The organism is Rhizobium sp. PL01 (assembly GCF_033447125.1).
Classification (GTDB): domain Bacteria; phylum Pseudomonadota; class Alphaproteobacteria; order Rhizobiales; family Rhizobiaceae; genus Pararhizobium.
In genome coordinates this window covers 145,252-168,040 of the sequence record NZ_JAWQUM010000012.1, presented here as the reverse complement: position 1 = coordinate 168,040, position 22,789 = coordinate 145,252, and the positions used below count along the sequence as shown (strand labels likewise).

General features: G+C 60.7%; 20 protein-coding genes. 12 read left to right on the top strand and 8 right to left on the bottom strand.

Annotated features, from left to right (window positions below; translation table 11 throughout):
• The first annotated feature begins 10 nt into the window (after window positions 1-10).
• Window positions 11-610: an alpha/beta hydrolase gene (locus tag R6X40_RS25400; protein WP_318417233.1), complete on the top strand. Its 600-nt coding sequence runs from the start codon at window positions 11-13 to the stop codon at window positions 608-610.
• Window positions 611-751: 141 nt separating this feature from the next.
• On the opposite strand, the gene R6X40_RS25395 is transcribed toward R6X40_RS25400, so the two are convergent.
• The 4 genes from R6X40_RS25395 to R6X40_RS25380 all read right to left on the bottom strand — a co-directional run bounded on the left by R6X40_RS25395 (window position 752) and on the right by R6X40_RS25380 (window position 5,982).
• Entirely contained in the window at window positions 752-2,128 is a 1,377-nt protein-coding gene (locus tag R6X40_RS25395) for an FAD-binding oxidoreductase (RefSeq protein ID WP_318417231.1), read from the bottom strand.
• Between the two features lie 16 nt (window positions 2,129-2,144).
• Window positions 2,145-3,302, bottom strand: a complete 1,158-nt coding sequence (locus R6X40_RS25390; RefSeq protein WP_318417229.1) for an alpha-hydroxy acid oxidase — start codon at window positions 3,300-3,302, stop codon at window positions 2,145-2,147.
• A 173-nt stretch (window positions 3,303-3,475) separates the two neighbouring features.
• Entirely contained in the window at window positions 3,476-4,393 is a 918-nt protein-coding gene (locus R6X40_RS25385) for a dimethylarginine dimethylaminohydrolase family protein (protein WP_318417228.1), read from the bottom strand.
• Window positions 4,394-4,395: 2 nt separating this feature from the next.
• Window positions 4,396-5,982, bottom strand: a complete 1,587-nt coding sequence (locus tag R6X40_RS25380) for an amidohydrolase (RefSeq protein ID WP_412178457.1) — start codon at window positions 5,980-5,982, stop codon at window positions 4,396-4,398.
• A 158-nt stretch (window positions 5,983-6,140) separates the two neighbouring features.
• Here R6X40_RS25380 and R6X40_RS25375 point away from each other — a divergent pair, with 158 nt between their 5' ends.
• The 6 genes from R6X40_RS25375 (at window position 6,141) to R6X40_RS25350 (ending at window position 12,856) form a co-directional block, all read left to right on the top strand.
• Window positions 6,141-7,037, top strand: coding sequence for a LysR substrate-binding domain-containing protein (locus R6X40_RS25375; RefSeq protein WP_318417226.1), 897 nt, complete (start codon window positions 6,141-6,143; stop codon window positions 7,035-7,037).
• Between the two features lie 128 nt (window positions 7,038-7,165).
• Window positions 7,166-8,239 (top strand): ABC transporter ATP-binding protein, encoded by a 1,074-nt coding sequence (locus R6X40_RS25370; RefSeq protein WP_318417224.1) that lies wholly within the window; start codon window positions 7,166-7,168, stop codon window positions 8,237-8,239.
• 67 nt (window positions 8,240-8,306) lie between these two features.
• Window positions 8,307-9,386, top strand: a complete 1,080-nt coding sequence (locus R6X40_RS25365) for an ABC transporter substrate-binding protein (RefSeq protein ID WP_318417222.1) — start codon at window positions 8,307-8,309, stop codon at window positions 9,384-9,386.
• 142 nt (window positions 9,387-9,528) lie between these two features.
• A complete protein-coding gene (locus R6X40_RS25360) occupies window positions 9,529-10,356 on the top strand; it encodes an ABC transporter permease (protein ID WP_318417220.1) in 828 nt (275 codons plus the stop codon).
• A 4-nt stretch (window positions 10,357-10,360) separates the two neighbouring features.
• Entirely contained in the window at window positions 10,361-11,167 is an 807-nt protein-coding gene (locus R6X40_RS25355) for an ABC transporter permease (RefSeq protein ID WP_318417218.1), read from the top strand.
• Between the two features lie 75 nt (window positions 11,168-11,242).
• Entirely contained in the window at window positions 11,243-12,856 is a 1,614-nt protein-coding gene (locus tag R6X40_RS25350) for a 5-guanidino-2-oxopentanoate decarboxylase (protein ID WP_318417216.1), read from the top strand.
• A 13-nt stretch (window positions 12,857-12,869) separates the two neighbouring features.
• On the opposite strand, the gene R6X40_RS25345 is transcribed toward R6X40_RS25350, so the two are convergent.
• Window positions 12,870-14,078, bottom strand: a complete 1,209-nt coding sequence (locus R6X40_RS25345; RefSeq protein WP_318417214.1) for an MFS transporter — start codon at window positions 14,076-14,078, stop codon at window positions 12,870-12,872.
• A gap of 118 nt (window positions 14,079-14,196) precedes the next feature.
• Between R6X40_RS25345 and R6X40_RS25340 the strand changes: the two genes are divergently transcribed.
• The 4 genes from R6X40_RS25340 to R6X40_RS25325 all read left to right on the top strand — a co-directional run bounded on the left by R6X40_RS25340 (window position 14,197) and on the right by R6X40_RS25325 (window position 16,197).
• A complete protein-coding gene (locus tag R6X40_RS25340; RefSeq protein WP_318417212.1) occupies window positions 14,197-14,763 on the top strand; it encodes a TetR/AcrR family transcriptional regulator in 567 nt (188 codons plus the stop codon).
• A gap of 116 nt (window positions 14,764-14,879) precedes the next feature.
• Window positions 14,880-15,479, top strand: a complete 600-nt coding sequence (locus tag R6X40_RS25335) for a demethoxyubiquinone hydroxylase family protein (RefSeq protein WP_318417210.1) — start codon at window positions 14,880-14,882, stop codon at window positions 15,477-15,479.
• Between the two features lie 83 nt (window positions 15,480-15,562).
• Window positions 15,563-15,796: an AbrB/MazE/SpoVT family DNA-binding domain-containing protein gene (locus R6X40_RS25330; protein WP_113242576.1), complete on the top strand. Its 234-nt coding sequence runs from the start codon at window positions 15,563-15,565 to the stop codon at window positions 15,794-15,796.
• Window positions 15,793-16,197 (top strand): type II toxin-antitoxin system VapC family toxin, encoded by a 405-nt coding sequence (locus R6X40_RS25325; protein ID WP_318417207.1) that lies wholly within the window; start codon window positions 15,793-15,795, stop codon window positions 16,195-16,197. Before R6X40_RS25330 ends, R6X40_RS25325 begins: the two co-directional genes overlap by 4 nt.
• Before the next feature lie 69 nt (window positions 16,198-16,266).
• Here R6X40_RS25325 and R6X40_RS25320 read toward each other — a convergent pair whose 3' ends face one another.
• From R6X40_RS25320 to R6X40_RS25310, 3 genes are all read right to left on the bottom strand, one after another.
• Window positions 16,267-19,440, bottom strand: a complete 3,174-nt coding sequence (locus R6X40_RS25320; RefSeq protein WP_318417206.1) for a multidrug efflux RND transporter permease subunit — start codon at window positions 19,438-19,440, stop codon at window positions 16,267-16,269.
• A complete protein-coding gene (locus R6X40_RS25315) occupies window positions 19,437-20,591 on the bottom strand; it encodes an efflux RND transporter periplasmic adaptor subunit (protein WP_318417204.1) in 1,155 nt (384 codons plus the stop codon). The genes R6X40_RS25320 and R6X40_RS25315 overlap by 4 nt, the downstream gene beginning before the upstream one ends.
• 411 nt (window positions 20,592-21,002) lie before the next feature.
• Entirely contained in the window at window positions 21,003-21,743 is a 741-nt protein-coding gene (locus R6X40_RS25310; RefSeq protein ID WP_318417202.1) for an SDR family oxidoreductase, read from the bottom strand.
• A gap of 123 nt (window positions 21,744-21,866) precedes the next feature.
• On the opposite strand from R6X40_RS25310, the gene R6X40_RS25305 reads away from it, so the two are divergent.
• The gene (locus R6X40_RS25305; RefSeq protein ID WP_318417341.1) at window positions 21,867-22,766 is read left to right on the top strand and encodes a LysR family transcriptional regulator; all 900 of its coding nucleotides are present in this window, start codon (window positions 21,867-21,869) and stop codon (window positions 22,764-22,766) included.
• Window positions 22,767-22,789: the final 23 nt, after the last annotated feature.

The window sequence follows — 22,789 nt, the reverse complement described above, 5'->3', positions numbered from 1 at the left end:
GAGACAGACAATGACTGATTATGGCTATGTGCACCGGTTGAAAGCCAGTGCGCCCGGAAACCCGATCTTCTTCGTTTTTCATGGAACAGGTGGCGACGAGCGGCAATTCTTCGATTTTGGCGGCGATATTCTTCCGGATGCGACGATCGTCTCGCCGCGCGGCGATGTGTCCGAGCAGGGAGCGGCGCGCTTCTTCCGCCGCACCGGCGAAGGTGTCTACGATATGGCCGACCTTGCCCGTGCCACCGGCAAGATGGCCGAGTTCGTGAAGAGGCTGGCGACCGAGCACAAGGCATCCGAAATCATCGGCCTTGGCTTTTCCAACGGCGCCAACATTCTTGCCAACCTGCTGATCGAGACGAACCTGTTCGACAAGGCAATCCTTCTGCATCCGCTCATTCCCTTCAAGCCGAAGGATAATGCGGCGCTTGCGGGCAAAAAAATTCTGATCACCGCTGGCCAGCGTGACCCGATCTGCCCGGCGCCGTTGACGCAAGCTCTTGCCGACTATTTTGCCGCACAAAATGCAAGCGTCGAAACGGAATGGCATACCGGAGGGCATGATATCCGCCCGAACGAGGTCGAGGCGATCAAGCGGTTTCTGGGGTGAAACTGGATAAAACCCGGCGGTAGCGCACCGCCGGACTTTCCCGGATTTCGTTGTTGGCCTGTGCCGACATCGTGTTCCTCCATGATCCCGGCCTTCGCCGGGATCATGTGCTGGCCGACTGTGCTGTGGTTTCTCCGACCACTATCGCGGCGGGATAACCTTTCCGGGGTTCATGATGCCGTTTGGATCCAGTGCCGCCTTGATCCGGCGCATGACGCCGATCTCTGCCTCGCTGCGGGAATGATCGAGGAAATCGCGTTTGAGGGTGCCGATGCCATGTTCGGCGGAAATCGAGCCTTTATATTTGCGGACGAGATCATAGGCTATGGCATCGACTTCGTGCAGGTCGTGTTCACTGGCCTTTTCGATGCCGATGGCCACATGCAGATTGCTGTCGCCGACATGGCCGAAGAAGGAAACGTGGGCGGAAGGAAAGCGGCCGAGCAGGTCGCGCTCGCATTCTCCAGCGAAATCATCGAGTTGCCCCACCGGCAGGCTGACATCGAGATTGATCAGGCCGGGCAACAATTGATCCATCATGTGGCCCTCACGCACCGACCAGAAGGCGCGCGCCTCCTTTTCCGATTGAGCAATCAGCGCATCGGTGACGAGACCGTCTTCGAAGGCCTTACCGAGGAAGGTTTCGAAACGTTCCTTGTCCTCATCGCTGCCGTTGACATCCTGTTCGATAATGATGGTGAACCGATAGGCCTTGTCGAAGAAAGTCAGGTTCAGCGCCTCGGAGTTGAAGCGGAAATAGCTTTCCCACATCGCTTCGAACGCGGACAGGCCGGACAGTTCGCGCTGTGCAGATTTGAGTAAGGCGACAACGTGGTCATAGCTCTCGATGGCGCAGAGCGCCGTCAGCCGGGCGGCGGGCAGGGGACGCAGGCGCAAGACCGCACGGGTGACGAGGCCGAGCGTGCCTTCCGAGCCGATGAACAGCTGGCGCAGATCATAGCCAGTATTGTTCTTGGTCATCCGGTTGAGTGAGGTCAGCACCGTGCCATCGGCCAGCACGGCTTCGAGGCCCAGCACGTTGTCGCGGGTGACGCCATGGCGGATAACGCGAATACCCCCGGCATTGGTCGAGATATTGCCGCCGATCTGACAGGAGCCGCGGGCGCCGAGATCGATCGGCAGCAGGAAGCCGGCGGTTTCCGCCACCAGTTGCGCGACTTCCAGCGGTGTGCCGGCCAGAACGGTCAAGGTGCCGGCTGCCGTATCGATGTCCTCGACGCCCGACATACGTTCCAGCGAAATCGCGATGTCGCCAGCGCGCGCATTGGCGCCACCGGCAAGACCGGTGAGGCCGCCCTGTGGCACGACGGGTTGGTGGTGGCGATCGCAGATGGCGAGCGCGAGCGAAACCTGTTCGGTGCTCGCAGGGCGAAGCACAGCAAGCGGCAGGGACTTGCCGGTGCCGCTGGCATCGCTGCGGTAGCGGCCGCCGATGGCGTCGCCGGTGAGAACCACGTCTGTGCCAAGGGCTTCGATCAGCTCGTCGATAACGGTCATGGTTCTAGTCTCCGCTTCAACCCTGATTGGGTGCGTAGAGGAAGGACGGTAGCTCGGCGACCGTCCGGCAGCCGAGCTGGGCCATTGCGCCCGACAGTTCGGCTTTGAGGATGGTCATCAGGTGATTGCCGCCGGTAGCACCCATTGCGGCGCTGGCAAAGATGAAGGGACGGCCGATGAGAACGAAATCGGCGCCGAGCGCCAGTAGGCGGGCGACGTCGAGGCCCGAGCGGACACCGCCATCGGCGGCGATCAATATATCGGGACCTAGCGCTCGGCGGATGGCGGGCAGGACGGACACAGCGGTCGGTGCAGCATCGAGCTGGCGGCCGCCGTGATTGGAGACGATCAGGCCGTCCGCACCCATTGCCAGGTACGCCTGCGCTTCCGAAACGTCGAGCACGCCCTTGATCAGCAGCTTGCCCTGCCAGGCATCGCGGATGCGGCGAACGCGCTCTGCACCAAGATGACCAGTCATGACGCGGCCGACGAATTCCGCCGACTGCTTCAGTGACGAGCCTTTCGGATAATAGGGCGACAGGTTTTCGAAATCCGGAATGCCGTGACGAAGCACATGGCTTGCCCACTGCGGATGGGTGGCGATCTGGAACATGGTCTTGAGATCAAGGACTGGCGGAACGGACAGGCCGTTGCGGATGTCGCGCTCGCGACGGGTGGGGGCGGGGATATCGACGGTCAGCACCAGCGTCTGATAGCCGGCGCGGGCCGCACGGGCGAGCATGTCGGCTTCCATGGCCGGATCGTTGGGCGGGTAGAACTGGAACCAGCCGTTGTCGCCGGTGATCGGGCCAATCGTCTCCATCGACCGGTTTGCAAAGGTCGACAGCACATGCGGGATATTGTGAGCCTTGGCCGCCTCAGCCAGCGGTACTTCGCAGCCGGGCCAGAGCAGGCCGGCAAGACCAAGCGGAGCCACACCGAACGGCGCATCGAAACGTTTTCCAAACAGGGTGATGCTCATATCCGGGGAGGGGGCTTCCGACAGATAGCGCGGCATCAACTCGATCGGGTCGAAACTTTGCACATTACGCCGGACACCGCTTTCCCGGCCAAGGCCGCCGATCAGATAGTCATGCACAAATCCCGGCATGCGCCGCGCTGCGGCCTTTTCCATGTCGGGGATGCAGGGAAAGCGTCTGTTGAGGTCTGTCATGCTGGGTCCGGATGCTTTTCGATTCGCCGGGAACCTTAGCGGGTTTGGAGGGAGCGGAGAAAGCCCCTCATCCGCGCTTCTGGAGAGGGGCGACAGAGCTTACCGCGTTTCCTTCTCCCCGCTTGCGGGGAGAAGGTGTCCGATAGGGCGGATAAGTTTCATCCGAGAAAAGCTTACGCCGCTTCCCTGACCAGAGCCTGCGCCATGCAATGGATACCGCCGCCGGTCTTGGAGATTTCGCTCATGTCGATTGCGGCGACTTCGAAGCCGCGGGCGCGGAGGTTTTCGATCAGAGTCTTTGACGATGTTGGGGCAATGACGCGATCCTTGCCGAGCGACATGAAGTTGCAGCCGAGCGCCATCGTGTCCTGAAAAGGCACGTCGATGATTTCATGGCCTTTGGCCTTCAACCAGTCGACGATGCCCGGTTCGGTGCAGGCAAGGCAAACCGCTGTCAGCTTCGGCGCAATCGGCACGACCATCAGGTCGATATGGACGTAATATTCGTCGATGAAGGCAAGGCGGGTTTCCCAGCCTTCCTTTTTGAACCAGTCCTCGACCTGGCGGGCGCCTTCCTCCTGCGTGCGGGCGCCACCGCAGCCGATCAGGACGACGCCATCCTCGATGACATTGAAATCGCCGCCTTCGAATGTGCCCGCCGTCACCATGTCGTAGATCGGGATGCCGAGCTTTTCATAAGTGCGGATGGCGGCATAGTTTTCGCCGCGCCGCCACCAGTTGGCCATGGCGGTGATGATGGCGCCATAGGGCGTCATGACGCTGGAATCGCGCGAGTACACCTGCATCGGCAGTTCCGGTGTCGGCTCGTGCCAATGGATTTTCACGCCGAAATGCTCGTAGGCTGAGACCAGTTCCTTGTGCTGCGACTGCGCCACCTGGATGTTGCAAGGCGCTTCGCGCAGATGTTTTCGCGAGAGGGAACTGGTGGACAGGTGCCTGAGATGCGCCGGCGAACCGAGCAGCACGTCGGTCAGCGGATCGGTCTCGTTCTTGAAGCCCCAGCGGGGGAGGGGCGCAGTGCCACCCTTAGGGTTGCGGCGCTGGAGCGAAAAGGGCTCGTTGAACTGCATGATCATGCCTCCGGGTTTGATTGTTTGGGGATCCACCAGTCGCGGCCGCGGGCAGTGGTCACATATTCGGGCCAGCGGAAATCGATGGGTGGGTTGTAATCGCAAAGCGGCGGGATCCATTTGGAACCGCCAATGCCGCCACCGGTGCGATCGATGAATTCGCGTTTGGCGGCTGTGCGTAGGGTCTCGTCTTCGAGCAGGCGAATGGCGGATATCGCGATTGTCTTGGCAGCGCAGAGCACCGTCGGATCGATGGTCGCCGGAATGCCGCCGAGCGCATTCGATACCCAGACGGGATAGGTATAACCGGCAGGGGCTTTGAGCGCCGGGCGGGCGACGTAGAAGCGGGCGGTCGGGGCGTGCCAGCTCATGTCGGTGTAATCGTCGGATGTCGAGTTGAGCTGCGAGGGGGCGAGGTCGCGGCGCAGGATCGCTTCGGCCTCCTGCGGGGCGATCAGCTTTTCCATCTCGTCGATGAAGGGTTGCACCATCGCCTCGACGCCGAGATTGGTCTGGATTTCGCGAGCGACAGTCTTTGCGGCCGCATCCCATCTCGGTGGGCCGACGGCTTGAAGCGCATCCCAGACGAGATTGGCCATCGCATGATTGGCAAGGCCCGGCCGGGATTTCGAAACCCAGTGGCGTTCGTAGCGGCAGCCGGTCATAGCCGCGGCCGCTGCAGCATTGCGGTCGAGAACCGAGGTCACTTGCTCGGCCATGGCAATTGTCGGCACGCGGATCATGTACTGGATTTCGGCAAGGCCGGCCGGCAGATTGTCGGCGGTCGCCTGTCCTGCGGTCAGGATCGCCTCGCTGATCGACCAGCCGCCCTGATGGGTCAGCATCGAGTCCCGCAAAGCCTTGGACGCCATATACATGGTCATCAGCGCGTCGTTGGCACCGGGTGCGCGCACCGCGGAATGCGATTGCGGGATCGGCGCGTCATCGCTGCGACCCCAGGCTTCCGGTTGGTCGCAGACGAAGCGGTAGATCATCGAATACGCAGCGCCGCAGTGGGTATCCCAGCGCACCGTGTTGCACATTGGCAGCATGTAGAACGGATGGAACGAGAACATGCCGTCCAGGCCGTCATAATAGCCCTTGGCCGCATGGACCGGCTTGGAGCCGCGGACTTTTTCAGCGGGTTCGCCGGTGAAGCGCAGCGTGCCCTTGATCCCGTGCCGCTCCATCGCCGTCTTGGTGGCGAGCAGGCCGCCGAGCGAGCCGATGCCGAGCGCGGAGTGCGGGTCGGTATGGCCTCCGGCCTCGTAGCTCAAGCCGTCGCGGGGTTCCCGGCGGGTGGTTGCCGCTTGGCAATTGCCCGGCACGGCGTCGTATTCGCCGTACATTCCAATGACGGGGCCGGAGCCGTTGCTCCATTCGGCGCAGAAGGCTGTCGGCATGCCGGCAGAGCCTTCTTCGACGGAAAAGCCCTGCTTGCGCAGCAGGTCGACATACCAGGCGGCGGATTCGTATTCGCGCCAGGCTGTTTCGCCGAACGCAAAAATCCGGGCCGTCCAGTCCGACAGGTCGGCACGGATGTTATCGACATAGGCCAGGGCTGAGGTCTGGGCGGCGGATATCGGCACGGGGCTTCGTTTCGCTGGAGAGATCGGCTGAGGTGCTGCGATCAGTTAAGCGCCGATCGGTTTTTTGAAAAAGTGAAATGTTTTCCCGCCTTCGACAAATTAAGTTCGCCAATGCTTAAAATCCGGACTAGCTTTTCACTCGGATCAGGAGAAAGCCGATGCAGAGAATTCCGTCGACACAGGCTTTGCGTGCGCTGGAGAGCTTTGCACGCCATGGCACGGTCTGGAAGGCGGCGGACGAGCTAAACCTGACGCGCAGCGCCATCAGCCATCAGCTGCGATTGCTGGAGCGGGAGCTCGGCTTCCAGATCTTCAATCGCGTGGGAACGCGTATCGAACTGACGGAACAGGGGCTTGGTTATGCCGCTGATATCCGCCAGGCGCTGAATGCCATTGCCGGTTCCGCCTCGCGCCACGCCAGCCGTGGCGTCAGTGGCTCGATCACGGTCAGCTGCCCGCCTGGCTTTGCCTCCAACTGGCTGTGCAACTATATCTCGCACTTTCGCGATGCCTATCCGGATGTGCGGATTTCGATCGTCACGCCGCGCAGGCTCGACGATATCAGCAATCCGGATGTCGATGTCTTCATTGCCTTTGGAACTGGAAACTGGCCGTCGATGCAGGTTGAGCTGATCATCGAAGTAGAGTTTGCGCCGCTGTGCAGCCCGGCCTTGCTCAACAAGATCGGCGGTCTCAATGGCCCGAACGACATCAAGAAGATGTGCCTGTTGCATCTGGGCGACTATGAGGACTGGGAGACATGGCTGGCGCTGGCGGGGGTCGACCAGAGCTATGCCTCGACCGGCATCATCTTTTCCGACATGAACCTCGTTTTCGCCGCGACCCTTTCGGGACAAGGCGTTGCTGTCGGCGACCGATTTACCTGCCGGCATGCGATGAACAGCGGTCAGCTGGTGCAGCCCTTCGACATCAGCATCAATTCCAGCCGCTCTTACTATCTGGTGACATCGGATGCCAAGGCCGACAACCAGGCCGTCATCGCGTTCAGTTCATGGCTGCGGGCGGAGATGCTTAAAAATGACGCAGACGCCTAGACGATTCGAGCGAAAGGCCCGCGGAGCGGGCAGGATTTGGCAAATTATATTTGTCTATCCGGCGAAAAGATTTCGTTTGTTCTGTTGCTAAAACACTCATACGATTTCCCCGTTGCAAAGGAGCGTCTATGCGAAGCGGACACGAGGCAGCCGAAATCACAGCAAACGGAATAGGCAAGGCCTATGGTGATTTCCATGCTTTGCGCGACATCTCGCTGACGATCGGCTCCGGTGAATTCCTGACGCTTCTCGGCCCTTCCGGCTCCGGCAAAAGCACCTTCCTGATGATCCTCGCCGGCTTCGAGACGCCGACATTCGGAACCCTGCGGAAGAATGGCGCCGACATTATCGGCGTGCCCGCCGAGAAACGCGCCTTCGGCATGGTGTTTCAGGGCTATGCGCTTTTTCCGCATATGACGGTCGAGCAGAACATCGCTTTTCCGTTGCAGGTGCAGCGCCGCGCCGACGCTGACATTAAGCGCAGCGTTGACACCATCATCGACCGTGTCGGTCTGCGCGGGCATGAAAAGAAGCGGCCAGCCGGATTGTCTGGCGGCCAGCAGCAGCGTGTGGCGCTGGCTCGCGCACTGGTGTTCGAACCCTCCGTACTGCTGCTCGACGAACCCTTTTCAGCGCTCGACAAGAACCTGCGTTCTTCGATGCAGGAGGAGGTGCGCAGGCTGCATCAGGAGACCGGGACGACCTTCGTGTTTGTCACCCACGATCAGTCGGAAGCTCTGGCGCTCTCGACCCGCATCGGCATTTTCAATCACGGGCAATTGCAGCAGATCGGCACGCCAAAGGATGTTTATGAGCGCCCGGCCAACCGGTTCGTGGCGGAATTTCTCGGCGACGTGAATTTCCTGTCGCTTTCCGGAGTGAAACCGACGGCGGATGGCGCGGAGGGTCTGTTCGAAGGTCGTACCATGCGAATCTCTGCGCCGGGCCAGGCCGTGAGCGAGCATTTCGCCATCCGTCCGGAGCATATGGTGATGTTCGAGCAGGCGCCCAGCGAGGGTAATATGCTGAAGGCAGAGATTGGCGAGATCACCTATCTTGGCGCCGAAACGCGTTTTGGCTTGAAGACGCAGGGCGGTATCGATCTCGTTTTGCAGATGCCGACGCGCGAGGTGAAAGGCGCCTTTCAGCCGGGGCGGCAGGTCTGGGCCGGCTGGCCCGCCAACCAGGGTTTCTTTCTGTAAGTGCTTTGACGTGCATGACACGAGCGACGCCGATAAAGGCGCGCCGCAAAAACCAGAGGAGAACGGCATGAGCGAAATATTGGCTAACGGCGGCATGTCCCGTCGTAGATTCACACAACTGGCGGCGCTGTTTCTCTCCGTCAGCCCGATTGCGCTGGGCGCAACGCGCGGCTGGGCGGCGGAAGGCCAGCTTGTCTTCGTCAACTGGGGTGGCGATGCCGGCCCGGCCTATGACAAGGCCTATGGTGCACCCTTCAAGGAAGAAGCCGGGATCACTGTGAAAGAGGACGGCTCCGGTCCGACGGAAGGTGCGGTTCAGGCGCAATTCACCAGCGGCAAGCCCGCCTGGGATATCGTCGATATCGATCCCTTCTCGGCCGAGGCGCTTGGCAAGAAGGGCATGATGGAGCCGATCGACTATGCGATCGTCGACAAGACCAAGATGCGTCCGGGCTTTGGCTGGGAGTTCTCGGCCTCGACCTACTTCTTCTCCTACATCATCGCCTATGACGCCTCGAAATTCGGCGACAAAGTGCCGACCGGCATGGCCGACTTCTTCGATGTTGAGAAATTCCCCGGCAAGCGCTCGCTCTACAAATGGGGCGCGGGCATGTGGGAAGCAGCGTTGCTCGCGGATGGCGTCGAACCGGCAAAGCTCTATCCGCTCGACCTCGAGCGCGCCCACAAGAAGATCGCAGCCTTCAAGGACAATGTCGTCTCCTACTGGGGTGGTGGCGCCGAAAGCCAGTCGGTTCTCTTGAACGGCGAGGCTTCGATGGCACTGATCTGGTCGACCCGCGCTGGCCTGATCGAAAAGGATTCGGGCGGTTCCATCAAGTTCATCTGGGACCAGGGTCTGATTTCGCCCGGCGCCATGGGCGTGATCAAAGGCAACCCGGGTGGCAAGGACACGGCAATGAAGTTCATTGCCTCCGCGCAGGATCCGAAGAAGCAGGTCATCATGTTCGAGATGCTGGGCCAGGGTCCGGCCAACCCGGCCGCGGATGCGCTGCTGTCCCCGGAACAGGCGCGTCTCAGCCCCGTCGACCCAGCCAATATGTCAAAGCAGATCGCCCTCGACATGGCCTGGTACGAGACCAACTACGGCCCGGCTCTGGACGAATATACGAAGATCATTTCGGCTTAGGGCTTCACAGGAAAAGCCCCTCATCCGCCCTTCGGGCACCTTCTCCCTGTTGACGGGGAGAAGGGACAGGCGGCACGCCCTATCGTCCCTTCTCCCTGCTTGCGAGGCTCGGGGGAGGGTAATTTTGGAAAGGAGAGCCGAAATGAAATCCGACATGTTGAAACCGGCGCTCCTTCTCGGACCTCTCGTACTGTTTCTCGGCCTTGCCTATCTCGTGCCGTTTCTTGGCGTCATGCAGTGGAGTGTCACCCTGCCGGAACCCGGATTTGGGCAATATGGTAAGGCAGTCACCGATCCATTGATCCAGTCGGTGTTTTTCCGCACGTTTCGCATCTGTCTGATTGTTACTGTGTGCGCGGTCGTGGCCGCCTATGCGATTGCCTATGTCTGGGTGCGGGGCACGCCGGCGCAAAGGCTGGTCACAGAGCTTTGCATTCTCATCCCTTTCTGGATTTCGGTTTTGACCCGCGCTTTCGGTTGGGTGGCGCTTCTGTCCAATCGCGGGTTGATCAACACCTGGCTGCAAGCGGCGGGCATCATTGCCGAGCCGCTGACCATGGTGCGCAACGAGTTCGGTGTCGTGCTGGGCATGATGCATTTTCTCATTCCGTTCGCGGTGTTTCCGATCGCCTCGGCGATGCGCAGCCTGGACGAGCGCGTGTTTCTGGCCGCCCGCGGCATGGGTGCCTCGCGGCTACGAATCTTCTGGTCGATCTTCGTGCCGATGACGCTGCCGGGTATTCTCGGGGCGGGGCTGATGGTCTTCGTCTTCGCGCTTGGCTTCTTCATCACGCCGGCGATCCTTGGTGGCGGCCGCAGTGTCATGATCGCCGAACTGATCTATCTGCGGCTTTTCCAGAGCCCGGACTGGGGGCTGGGCGCAGCCATCAGCGTCATCCTTATGCTCATTGTCGGCGTACTTCTGATCCTGATGCTGCGGCTGGTGCGCCCAAACAAGATGCTGGGTTGAGCCGATGTCGATGAAGCCCACGCCGATTGCCGTTTTCTTTGCCTTTGCGGTGGCTCTGTTCCTGCTTTTGCCGCTGATCGCCGTCGTGCCGGTCTCGTTCACCCCGGCACGCTTCCTGTCGATGCCAACCGATGTCTGGTCGCTCCGGCATTATCAGGCGCTGCTCGACAATCCGGCCTGGCTACAGAGCATCTGGCTCAGTCTGCGCATCGGCATCCTGAGTTCGGTGATCGCGACGCTGTTGGCGCTGATGTTCAGCCTCGGCATCTGGATGTTCCGGCCGTGGTTCGGCAGTTTGCTGTTCGGCTTCGTGCTTTTGCCGATGGTGGCGCCGCCGGTTGTGTCGGCGATCACGCTGTATTTCTTCCTGACGACACTGTCCAAGGTCAACGATATCGTCGCCTATGACACATGGGTGGGCGTCGCCATCGCTCATTCGGTGATGATTGCGCCGTTCGCGGTCGTGATGGTGACAGTTGCCCTGGCGCAAGTGGACCGGCGGATCGATCTGGCGGCACGCGGTTTTGGTGCGTCCGTCAGCCAGCGAGTGTTCAAGGTCATCTTGCCGAACATCAAGTTTGGTATTTTCACCGCCTTCTTCCTTTCGTTCGTGCTGTCCTGGGAAGAGATCGGCGTAACGCTGTTCATCACCAGCGTCGATGCCGTCACCTTGCCGCGGATGATGTGGATGGGCTTGCGCGACAATATCGATCCAGCCATCGCGGCGATCTCGGTGATCCTGATTGTCATCGTCATCACGGTCATCCTGGTGAAGACCGCCGTCACCTTCAAACTTTCCCGCAAATCCTGAGATCAACCGACGCAGACCTTGCGCGCGGTTGAATTGTACAATTGTATAGCAATGAATGAGACAAGGAATACCCGCATGATCTCCACCGGCATGTATCTGACGAAACTGCTTACATCCTATGGCGTCGATACCGTCTTCGGCATTCCGGGCGTGCATACGGTCGAGCTCTATCGTGGGCTGGCGGGCAGTGCGATCCGGCACGTGACACCACGGCACGAGCAGGGGGCGGGTTTCATGGCAGACGGTTTTGCGCGGGCGACCGGCAAGCCGGGCGTCTGCTTCATCATCACCGGGCCAGGAATGACCAACATCGTTACAGCCATGGGTCAGGCCTATGGCGACAGCATTCCGATGCTGGTGATCTCGACTGTCAATGCCCACGGGCGTATGGGATCGGGCGATGGATGGCTGCATGAACTGCCCAACCAGCAGGCGCTGGTGAGCGGCGTTTCCGCTTTCAGCTGCACCGTCAACCGGCCGGAGGACCTGGCGCCAGCCTTGGCGCGGGCTTTCGCCATTTTCGACAGCGCCCGGCCGCGGCCGGTGCATATCGAATTGCCGATCAACGTGATGCTGGCGTCAGCGGAGCATTTGGAAGTTCCGGAAAAGCCTATCCGGTTGTCGCGCCCGGCCGGAGATGCAAACGCATTGAAAGCTGCGGCGGTGCTGCTGGATCAGGCGAAGGCACCGCTCATTCTGGCCGGCGGCGGTGCTATCGGTGCGGCCGAGCAAATCCGGGCGCTGGCGGAACGGCTTGATGCGCCTGTTGTCATGACCACCAATGGCCGGGGCATCCTGCCGCCGGGGCATACGCTGGCGGTCAATCTTTCCGCGAGCATGCCGGCGACCCGTGCGCTGATCGAGCGCGCCGATGTGGTGCTGGGTATCGGCACGGAACTCGGGCCGACGGACTATGACATGTACGAGGACGGTTTCTTTTCCATCCCCGGCGCCTTCATTCGCGTCGATATCGACCCGGCGCAGTTGATGCGCACGCGTATCCCCGCGATCGGCATCGTCGGCGATGCGGCGGCATGCGCGGCTGGTTTGTTGGATCTGGTGTCCGAGCATGCGCGCGATGGTGCTGCGCGCGCGGCGGAAGTCGAAACATTTGTCCACCGTGACGTTCCGGCGGCGATGCTGGACGACCTAATCATCCTTGAAACGATCCGCGACACATTGCCGGATGTGCTGATCGCCGGGGATTCGACCCAACTCGTCTATGCCGGCAATACGGCCTATGAGGCGGCATCGCCGGGCTCCTATTTCAACTCGGCAACCGGTTACGGCACGCTTGGATACGGGTTGCCCGCAGGTATCGGCGCCAAGGTTGGGCGGCCGGAGAGACCGGTGGTGGTGCTGGCGGGCGACGGCGGTCTGCAGTTTTCGCTGGCTGAATTGGCCTCGGCGATGGAGGCGAAGGCACCGGTCATCCTGATGCTGCACGATAATGGCGGCTACGGCGAGATCAAATCCTACATGGTCGCCAAGAATATTCCGCCGCTCGGCGTCGATTTGCACACACCGGATTTCATCGCTATCGGCCGCGCCTACGGCTGGCATGCGGAGCGGCTGGAAAGCTTCGAGGCGTTGAAGCCGTCGCTTGAGGCAGCTCAGGCCCGGGGCGTGCCGACGATGCTGGTGTTCGGCGACGCTTTTCGCGCTCAGGCGGCGGTCGGCAGGCGCTGACCGGGCATGCCGGTCACTCGGCCGGCTGCGCCCGGGCACGCGACATCGCGGCATAGCCACCGGACGTCAAAAGGATGATGACGCAGACATAGATATCCGCCGTCATGGCGAGCCCGACGGCACGCGAGAGGAAACCGGCGAGGATGGCCGGAATGCTGAAGGCGAGATAGCTCTGGACGTAATAGGCAGAAAGCAGTCCGGCGCGTTCTTCTGGTTTGGCCAATGGCATGATGGTGCTGACGGCGCCGAGAAAGCAGGAGCCGAATCCGGTTCCAGCAATGATCGTTCCGGAAAACAGCAGTGCCACAAGGCCGGTATGGACGCCGGCGAGGACGATCAGCAGGCCGGCCATCATGGTGAAAACACCGAGCGTCAGGTTGGTGCGGGCCGGATTCTGGCGGCGGAAGTAGACCGCGAGTGCGCCGCTGAGGGTGAGGGCCGCGACAGTCAGCCCGCCGGTCATCGGGGAATGATTGCCTGTGGCAGCCCCCACGAGCGATGGCATCAACGAGAGATAGAAGCCGCCGAGCGACCAGATCGAGATATTGATCGGCGTAATCGCCATCAGCGACGGGCGGACCTGCGGCGGCACGCCGACATGCGGACGCAGCGATGCCAGCGCACCGGGTTTGGACACGGCGGTTTCGGGAACGCTCCACACAAAGACTGCCTGCAAGAGCAGGGCTGCGAAAATCATGAGATAGACGAGACGCATCGGATCGGGGGCAAACTGAACGAGCGCGCCTGCACCCAGCGCACCGACGGCCATGCCGAGCAGTGGCGAGATGCTGTTGACGATCGGTCCTGTTGTCTTGTTGGCGTCGACTAGCGCTGCGCCGGTGGCGCCGCTGGCAGCACCCGTAGCGATGCCCTGCACGATACGCGCGGCGATAAGCCAGGTGGGGCTGTCGGCGAGCATGAAGAGCAGCATGGAGGCTGCCTGAAACAGGATGGCGGCGAAAATGACGGGACGGCGGCCGATATGATCGGACAGCGAACCGGCGATCAATAGCGTGGTGAGCAGGCTGAAGGCATAAACGCTGAAAATGAAAGTGAGCAGGATCGGCGAGAAATGCCAGCTCTCCTGGTAGAGGTGATAGAGGGGTGTCGGCGCCGCCGATGCGGCAAGGAAGGTGATTAGCGTCGTCGCGTGAAAGCCCAAGGCCCAGCGCCGCTTGGCAGGGGAAAGGCCACCGGAAAGAATTTCACTTTTGCTCGACATGGCGCTATTGTCCCTAAAAGCTAAAATATTGCGTTAACTCTTGTAGCGCGACATTGGACTAAAAGCAATTTAATTGCTTTAGTGATTGCGCGACTAGCAGAAAGCGGAGATGGCGCCGATGAACATGCGCGAAAATATCAGGCCGGGCGGGCGCAGCGCTCGCGTGCAGGCCTCGGTGCACGAGGCTGTGCGCAGCCTTTTGTCGACGATGGACCGGAGCGATGTGACGATCCCGCTGATTGCCACTGAGGCCGGCGTTACGCCGTCGACGATCTATCGGCGCTGGGGCGACCTGCAGGAACTGCTTGCCGATGTTGCCGTGGAGCGCCTTCGACCTGATGCACCGCCCAAGGATACCGGATCGGTGCGCACGGATCTCACGCAATGGGCCGAGCAATATGCAGACGAGATGGCGTCCGGGCCAGGCCGGGCCATGATCCGCGATGTGCTTTCCGGTGACGCATCGGGCGGCCGCAATGCCGGAAAATGCTGCGGTTACACGCGCGAACAGGTGCAGGTCATCGCCGAGCGGGCGCGTGACCGTGGCGATGAGTTTCCGGAGGTGGAAACGGTGATAGATCAGGTCGTCGCGCCGATCATGTACCGCATCCTTTTCGACGAGGCGCCGCCGACATCGGAGAAAGTCCGGGCATTGGTCGAGCGCCTGCTCCCGGCGGATCGCTAAGCATCGATTTCACCGTAGCTTGGCGATAATGAGCGGTTCGATAAGACACTCCTGTTAAACAATCCGCAAGTTCCCAAGGACGGTATCGGATCGACCGGCGGAATTCAGGAGCGCCGATGCCGCAGGCTGATGCCAACAGGATACTCTCTGCACGCGATGCGCTGACGATCGCACGCATCGTCCGAGTGAACCATGCCGGCGAGTTCGGGGCAATCCGGATCTACTCGGCGCAGATTCTGGTATCTCGCTGGTTCTGGCCGGATTGCGTTCCGGCTCTGTCCGAAATGCTCGACGACGAGCGGCGTCATTGCGTGCTGTTCCACGAGGCGATGCCGGCCCGCAAATCGCGGCCATGCCGTGTCATGCACTTCTGGAGTTACGGCGGCTGGATGCTCGGGTTCCTCACGGCGCTTCTCGGCCGGCAGGGCATATGGGCCTGTACGGCAGCCGTCGAAGCGGCGGTGCATCGGAATCTCGATGATCAATTGCATATTCTGGAAGGGCGTGACCCCGAGCTGAGTGCCGTCATTCTCTCCATTCGCGATGAGGAGATCGCCCATCTCCAGCATGCGGAGCAACAGCTGGTCGCCCGCAACGCTGCACTCAGGGCATTGCGGGGCGTCATTTCGATGGCGACGGACACCCTGATCTGGCTGTCGACATGGGGAGATTCGACCCAGATGGAACGGGCTTTGAAGGCTGATGGCAGGCGATGATGCTCTGCTGGAAAGCCTCCGCATCTTGAAGTCGACCACCTGATGTAATACCTTGGTAAAATCATTCCTTACCGAGGTTTAAAATGAGCGCGACAGTGACGACCAAGGGGCAAGTGACCATTCCGAAGCCGGTGCGGGATTTTCTCGGTATCGTGCCGGGAACCCGGGTGGATTTTCAGCGTGCTGCCGACGGAAGCGTCGTGCTGACGCGTGCCGACGAAAAACGCCCCGCCAGCCGCTTCAGCAAGCTGCGCGGTCATGCCGGAAAAGGCCTGAGCACCGATGCCATCATGGCGCTGACGCGCGGTGACGAGTGACGCTGATTGATACCAATGTGCTGCTCGATGTTGTGACGGATGATCCGAACTGGTCGGACTGGTCGATCCAACAGCTAGAGGCCGCTACGCTGCGCGGGCCGCTTCTGATCAACGATGTCGTCTATGCCGAGCTTGCGGTGCGCTATGAGCGGATCGAGCGGCTGGATGGGTTTCTGTCCGAAGCGGGAATTGAGATCGCGGCGATGCCGCGAGCCGGACTGTTTCTCGCCGGCAAGGTTTTCCATAAATATCGCAAGGCCGGCGGATCGCGCGCGGGCGTCCTGCCGGACTTTTTTATCGGTGCGCATGCGGCGGTTGACCGGTTGGAACTGCTGACGAGGGATACAGCGCGTTACCGGACCTATTTTCCGACCGTGAAGCTGATTACCCCGGAGCGGTAGGCGGGTTCTCCCAAAGCAAATTGCCAACAAACAAAAAGGCCGGGGAGTGACTGCCCGGCCTTTTGCTCATCAAATCATGCCGGATTCAGGCGGGATCGGTTTTTCCTTTGGCTTGTAGCCGAAAGAGCGCAGCGCGACGTAGAAGACCGGGGTCAGAAACAGGCCGAGGATGGTGACGCCGAGCATGCCGGAGAAGACTGCGGTGCCGAGCGACTGGCGCATTTCAGCGCCCGGGCCCGTGGCAATCATCAGCGGTACGACGCCGAGAATGAAGGCAAAGGCCGTCATCAGGATCGGGCGCAAACGAAGGCGGCTGGCTTCGATCGCGGCATTCACCGGGTTCATGCCGTCATCCTGGGCCTGACGGGCAAACTCAACGATCAGGATGGCGTTCTTCGCCGCGAGGCCGATGAGAACGATCAGCCCGATCTGGGTCAGGATGTTATTGTCCTGCCCCCTCAGATGAACACCGATCAGCGCCGCCAGTACAGCCATCGGTACGACGAGAATGATTGCCAGCGGCAGGATCCAGCTTTCATACTGGGCCGACAGCGCCAGGAACACGAAAATCACCGAGAGGGCGAAGATGAAGATCGCCGTGTTGCCGGTGTTGCGCTCCTGGAAGGCGAGGTCTGTCCACTCGAACGAGGTACCGGGCGGCAGGATTTTTGCTGCGAGGCCTTCCATCTTGTCGAGCGCAGTGCCGGTCGATACGCCGGGCGCCGGGTTGCCCTGGATTGGGACCGAGACATACATGTTGTAGCGCTGAACGAGCGAGGGGCCAGTGGTATCGCGGATATCGACGAGCGTTCCGAGCGGCACCAGCGCGCCGGTAGCGGAGCGTACCTTCAGGTCGAGAATATCCTCCCGCTCCAGCCGGAATTGCTGGTCGGCCTGCGCCCGCACCTGGTAGACTCGGCCGAAAGCGTTGAAGTCGTTGACATAGGACGTGCCGAGGTTGATCGACAGCGTCTCGAAGATATTGGGGATGGGCACGCTCAGTGCCCGCGCCTTGTCGCGGTCGATCGCCAGGAAATATTGCGGGCTGGAGGCGGAGAAGGTGGTGAAGACCCCGGTCAGCCCTTCCGTCTGGTTGGCAGCACCCATCATCTGATAGGCAAGACCAAGTGCGCGGCGCATGTCGGAGCTCTCCCGATCGACGATCTGCATCTTGAAGCCACCCGAATTGCCAATGCCGCGAATGGACGGTGGCGGCACGGCGATGATGAACGCCTCCTGGATCTGTTGCATCGTACCGTAGAGCTGGCCGATGATCTGGCTGGCGCTCTGACCGTGTTTCAGGCGCTCCTCGAAACTCGCGAACGGCGTGAAGATAACGCCGGAATTCGAGGCATTGGTAAAGGTCGCGCCGTTGAAACCGGCGAAGGACACCGCCCCGCTGATGCCGGGCACTTTGCGGATCAGTTCGGTCGCCCTCTGGACGACGGCATCTGTGCGGGAAAGCGAAGCGCCGTCGGGCAATTGTACCACGACGATCGCATAACCCTGGTCCATGGTTGGCACGAAGCCGCGTGGCACGATCTGCGCCATGTACCAGGTGCCTGCCAGCAATCCGCAAAAGACGAGCAGGGTTGCGCCCAGCGCGACCTTGGTCGAGACCAGATGATGGACGATCCACGAATAACCGTGGGTCATCTTGTCGAAGCCGTTGTTGAAGCCGTTGGCCAAACCCCGAGCGGCGCGTGTAAACGGATTGCGCGTCTCGTGATGTTCCTGATGCGGGCGCAGGATGAGGGCTGCGAGCGCAGGCGAAAGCGTGAGAGAGTTCAGCGCCGAAATCGCCGTCGCGACAGAAATCGTCACGGCAAACTGAAGATAGAACTGTCCGGAAATGCCGGGAATGAAGGCCGTCGGCACGAAGACTGCGATCAGCACCAGTGAGATGGCAATGACGGCGGTGCCGACCTCATCCATCGTCACATGCGCCGCCTGTTTGGGCGTCATGCCCTTGGCCAGATTTCGCTCGACGTTTTCGACCACGACAATGGCATCATCGACGACGATACCGATCGCCAGCACCAGCCCGAACAGCGTAAGCATATTGAGCGAGAAACCGAAGGCGAGCAGGAACGCGAAGCAGCCGATCAGTGACACCGGAATGGCAATGATCGGGATAAGCGCCGTGCGCCAGGATTGCAGGAAAACCAGCACCACGATGGCAACCAGAATGGCGGCTTCAAGGATGGTCTTGTAGACCTCGTTGATCGATTCCGAGATGAATTCAGTGGGGTTGTAGACGATGGTGTATTCGAGACCCGGAGGGAAATCCTTCTTCAGGTTTTCCATCGTCGCCTTGATCTGTTCGGCAGCTTCGAGCGCATTGGTGCCTGGGCGGGAGAAGATACCCATGGCGACGGCAGCCTTGCCGTTCAGGTAGCTGTTGGTGACATAGTCCTTCGCGCCGAGTTCGATCCGGGCGACGTCTTGCAGCGTCACAAGCCGGCCGCTTGCCGTCGATTTGACGATGACGTAGCGGAACTGGCGGGGATCGCTGAAACGGCCCTGGGTCGTCACCGTGTACTGGAAAGCATTGGTGCCCGCGTTCGGCGGTCCACCGATCGAGCCGCCGGAGACCTGGACGTTCTGGTCGCGCAGCGACTGCACCACATCGCCTGACGTCATGCCGTAGGAGGCGAGCTTTTCTGGATCGAGCCAGATGCGCAGCGCATATTCACGCTCGCCGAACAGGATGACGTCGCCGACGCCCTCAAGCCGGACCAGCTGGTCGCGGGCGCGACTGCGGGCATAGTTGGAGACATAAAGTTGGTCGTAGCGGTCGTTCGGCGAGATGAGGTGGACGACCATCATCAGATCGGGCGAGCTTTTCGCGGTCGTGATGCCGATGCGGCGAACTTCTTCCGGCAAGCGCGGTTCGGCGATAGACACGCGATTCTGGACCAGCACCTGTGCCTTGTCGAGGTCGGTACCAAGCTTGAACGTGACAGTCAGCGCCATCGAGCCGTCGGCCGTCGAGTAGGAGGACATGTAGAGCATGTCCTCGACGCCGTTGATTTCCTGTTCGAGTGGGGTTGAAACCGTGTCGGCGATGGTCTCGGCATCGGCACCCGGATAGGCGGTGCGGATGACGATGGTTGGTGGCGCAATTTCTGGATACTGAGCGACGGGCAACTGGAAATAGGAGATGCCGCCGACAATCAGGAGCACGATCGACAGGACCGACGCAAAGATCGGCCTGTCCACGAAGAAATGGGCAAATCTCATTGGCCGCTCTCCGTCGTCCCGGCGGCTTCAGGCGGCAGGACAACCAGCTTGGGATCGACGATCACGCCGGGCCGCAATCGTGTCAAGCCATTGACGACGAGGGTTTCATCGCCGGTGAGGCCCTCGCGGATGACGCGATACCCATAGAGCCTCGGTCCAAGTCGAACCGGTTTGGTCGAGAAGCTTCCATCGTCGGCAACCACATAAACGACCCGCTGGTCCTGATCAGCGCCGATCGCTTCATCTGGAACGAGGATACCCTTGTAGGTGTTGGACGCGTTGACTTCGACGCGGCCGAAAAGGCCGGGTTGCAGGACGAATTTAGGGTTGTCGAAACGGGCGCGCACCCGCATCGTGCCGGTTTCCCGATCGACGCGGTTCTCGGCAAAGTCAAGCTTGCCCTTGAAGGGTTTTTCGGTGCTGTCTGCGATGGTCACCGACACTTCCAGCGCGCCACCGCCTTCCTGCAGGTTGCTGCCATGTTCGCGGGCGACCCGGGCATAGTTCAGCACGCGGCGTTCATCGACGTCGAAATAGAAATCGATCGGGTCGAGCGAGACGATTGTTGTCAGCGCCGTCTGGTCAGGCTGAACGAGGTTGCCGACAGAGATCAGCCGCCGGTCGATACGGCCACTGAGCGGGGCAAAGATCGTGGTATATTCCATGTCGAGCTTCGCCCGGGCAAGGCTTGCCTCGGCGCCGCGCAGATTGGCCTGGCCCGACTGCAATTCGCGGCGGCGGTCATCGAGGACGGAGACCGAAAGTGTGCCTTTTTGCACGAGTGTTTCAGTACGGGTGAATTCCGATTCCGCGAAGGTCAGCGTCGATTTCGCGACTTCCAGCGCGGATGTTGCCACGTCCAGTGCTGTCTTGAAGGGGCGCTGGTCAATGACGAAGAGCGGATCACCCTTCTTGACCATCGCGCCGTCTTTGAAATTGACCTGGTCGAGATAGCCGCCGACGCGCGAGCGCAGCGTGACTTCATCGACGGCCTCGAAGCGGCCGATGAACTCGTCGCTATCGACGACATCACGGACCACCGGCTTTGCCACGGTGACTGCGGCCTTTGGTTGTTCCTGTGCGAAAGAGGGGCCTGCGGAGAGTGTGGTGGAGAAAAGCAAGAGTGCCGGAACAAGCCAGTGTCGTACCATTGTAAGCCCCCTGAAGCGCATGAAACACGTTATCCCACGCGGGTGCGCGGGTCATTTCCAGGTGTTTTTAAATGGTCAGGCTTGCCGGACTTTACGTGATTTCAGGCAGTCTGGGCACGGGCATGACCAAGTCGCTAGTCGTTCAAAATCAGTAAATATTTCAAGTCGGTAGGCGCATTGTTCGCGGGCTGTACCAGCCTTTGAAGCCACAGCTATATCAAACAGGCAATGCTATTTTCGCCCGCAGCTTACATCATTCGGACCTCGTGTCACCCCGGAAAAGACGTGACCCGGTGCCGGCGTGTCTTTTAAGATTTGGCTTCTGTTAGCGATCACGAAAGAATGCCGGGTTGCTGTCGCCAAACCGGCATAGGGGGAGAACGGAGCAGACGGCGTGTCCTCCGTCGTCGTTCAGATCATGCCGCCATTGGCACGCAGCACCTGGCCGTTGACCCACGCACCGTCTGGGCCGGTGAGGAAGGCGACGGCGGCGGCGATGTCTTGCGGGGTGCCGAGGCGTTCCAGCGGGTTCATTTTCGCCATGCGGGCGATCAGTTCGTCGCTCTTGCCGTTGAGGAAGAGATCCGTGGCCGTCGGGCCAGGCGCCACCGCGTTGACGGTGATGGAGCGGCCGCGCAGTTCCTTCGACAGAATGGCGGTCAATGTCTCGACCGCGGCCTTGGTGGCGGCATAGACGCCATAGTTCTCGAGCTTCAGGCCGACGACGCTGGTGGAGAAATTGACGATCCTGCCACCGTCGCGCAGACGCTTTGCTGCTTCTCTCAGCGTGTTGAAGGTGCCCTTCAGATTGACGGCGATCTGGCGGTCAAACAGGCTGTCAGAGCTTTCGGCAAGTGGCGAAAGCGCCATGATGCCCGCATTGTTGATGAGTACATCGACGCCACCGAAGGCCGCTTCTGCCGCGTCGAACATCCGGCGGACCGCTTCCGCATCGCTGACGTCGGCTTTTGCAGTCAGTGCCCGGCCACCCTTGTCTTCGATCGTCCTGGCCAGTGCTTCAGCCGATGCAGCATCGCCGGAATAGTTGATAACAACGGTGAAACCGTCTCTGGCGAGCCGTTCGGCGATGGCTGCACCGATACCACGCGAGGCGCCAGTGACGATGGCGATCTTGTTGCTGTTGTCTGACATTGTCTTTCTCCTTGATTAACCAAGCCGCAGTGCGTTTTCGATGGAAAGAAGATGCCGCTTTTCATTTTGCGGATAATCGGCCATTCTTCGGCGTCACTATTCGAAAATGGCGAACAATCTCCGATGGACAGATTTGAGGCGATGCGGGTGTTTTCGCGCGTGGTGGAACGGCGGAGTTTCACGCTGGCTGCTGAAGATACGGGTCTTCCGCGCTCCACGGTAACCGACGCGGTCAAGCAACTGGAAGCGCGGCTGGGAGTGCGCCTGCTGCAACGCACGACCCGGCACGTCAGCCCGACGCTCGACGGCGAAGCCTATTACCGGCGCTGCCTAACGATCCTCTCCGATATCGAAGATGCGGAAGGCGCCTTTGCCGGAGCAAAGCCGAAGGGGCTGTTGCGGGTCGATGTGCACGGCAAGCTCGCCCGGCATTTCGTTCTGCCCGGCCTGCCTGCGTTTCTGGCGCAATATCCGGATATCCAGATGTATATGAGCGAAGGCGACAGGCTGGTCGATTTGATCCGCGAAGGCATTGACTGCGTGCTGCGCGTCGGCGACCTGCAGGATAGCGACATGATCGCGCGGCGGCTCGCCCTCCTCGAAGAGGTGACCTGTGCTTCGCCGGACTATATCGATCGCTTCGGCCTGCCGCAGAACATCGACGATCTGAGCGGTCACCAGATGATCGGCTTCTGGTCGACGGCGATCGGCGGATTGCTGCCGCTGGAGTTCACCGTGGACGGCGCAATCCGTAACATTTCCCTGCCGTCTGTGGTGTCCGTCAATGGTGCCGATACTTTGGCAGCTGCGGCGCGCCTTGGCCTTGGCATCATGCAGGCACCACGCTATTCGCTGGAAGAGGACCTGAAGAACGGCACGCTCATTGCTATCCTGCCGGACAACCCACCAACCCGCACACCTGTTTCGCTACTCTATCCACGCAGCCGCCAGCTATCGCCGCGCGTCCGTGTCTTCATTGACTGGCTGTCCCGCGAATTTGTCACACGGCAGGACGATATATAAAAAGAAGCTTGTGGAGCCTTGCC

Coding starts and splice junctions, on each gene's coding strand:
- R6X40_RS25400 (WP_318417233.1), top strand. CDS start 11: ATGACTGATTATGGCTATGTGCACCGGTTGAAAGCCAGTGCGCCCGGA.
- R6X40_RS25395 (WP_318417231.1), bottom strand. CDS start 2,128: ATGACCGTTATCGACGAGCTGATCGAAGCCCTTGGCACAGACGTGGTT.
- R6X40_RS25390 (WP_318417229.1), bottom strand. CDS start 3,302: ATGACAGACCTCAACAGACGCTTTCCCTGCATCCCCGACATGGAAAAG.
- R6X40_RS25385 (WP_318417228.1), bottom strand. CDS start 4,393: ATGCAGTTCAACGAGCCCTTTTCGCTCCAGCGCCGCAACCCTAAGGGT.
- R6X40_RS25375 (WP_318417226.1), top strand. CDS start 6,141: ATGCAGAGAATTCCGTCGACACAGGCTTTGCGTGCGCTGGAGAGCTTT.
- R6X40_RS25370 (WP_318417224.1), top strand. CDS start 7,166: ATGCGAAGCGGACACGAGGCAGCCGAAATCACAGCAAACGGAATAGGC.
- R6X40_RS25365 (WP_318417222.1), top strand. CDS start 8,307: ATGAGCGAAATATTGGCTAACGGCGGCATGTCCCGTCGTAGATTCACA.
- R6X40_RS25360 (WP_318417220.1), top strand. CDS start 9,529: ATGAAATCCGACATGTTGAAACCGGCGCTCCTTCTCGGACCTCTCGTA.
- R6X40_RS25355 (WP_318417218.1), top strand. CDS start 10,361: ATGTCGATGAAGCCCACGCCGATTGCCGTTTTCTTTGCCTTTGCGGTG.
- R6X40_RS25350 (WP_318417216.1), top strand. CDS start 11,243: ATGATCTCCACCGGCATGTATCTGACGAAACTGCTTACATCCTATGGC.
- R6X40_RS25345 (WP_318417214.1), bottom strand. CDS start 14,078: ATGTCGAGCAAAAGTGAAATTCTTTCCGGTGGCCTTTCCCCTGCCAAG.
- R6X40_RS25340 (WP_318417212.1), top strand. CDS start 14,197: ATGAACATGCGCGAAAATATCAGGCCGGGCGGGCGCAGCGCTCGCGTG.
- R6X40_RS25335 (WP_318417210.1), top strand. CDS start 14,880: ATGCCGCAGGCTGATGCCAACAGGATACTCTCTGCACGCGATGCGCTG.
- R6X40_RS25330 (WP_113242576.1), top strand. CDS start 15,563: ATGAGCGCGACAGTGACGACCAAGGGGCAAGTGACCATTCCGAAGCCG.
- R6X40_RS25320 (WP_318417206.1), bottom strand. CDS start 19,440: ATGAGATTTGCCCATTTCTTCGTGGACAGGCCGATCTTTGCGTCGGTC.
- R6X40_RS25315 (WP_318417204.1), bottom strand. CDS start 20,591: ATGGTACGACACTGGCTTGTTCCGGCACTCTTGCTTTTCTCCACCACA.
- R6X40_RS25310 (WP_318417202.1), bottom strand. CDS start 21,743: ATGTCAGACAACAGCAACAAGATCGCCATCGTCACTGGCGCCTCGCGT.
- R6X40_RS25305 (WP_318417341.1), top strand. CDS start 21,867: ATGGACAGATTTGAGGCGATGCGGGTGTTTTCGCGCGTGGTGGAACGG.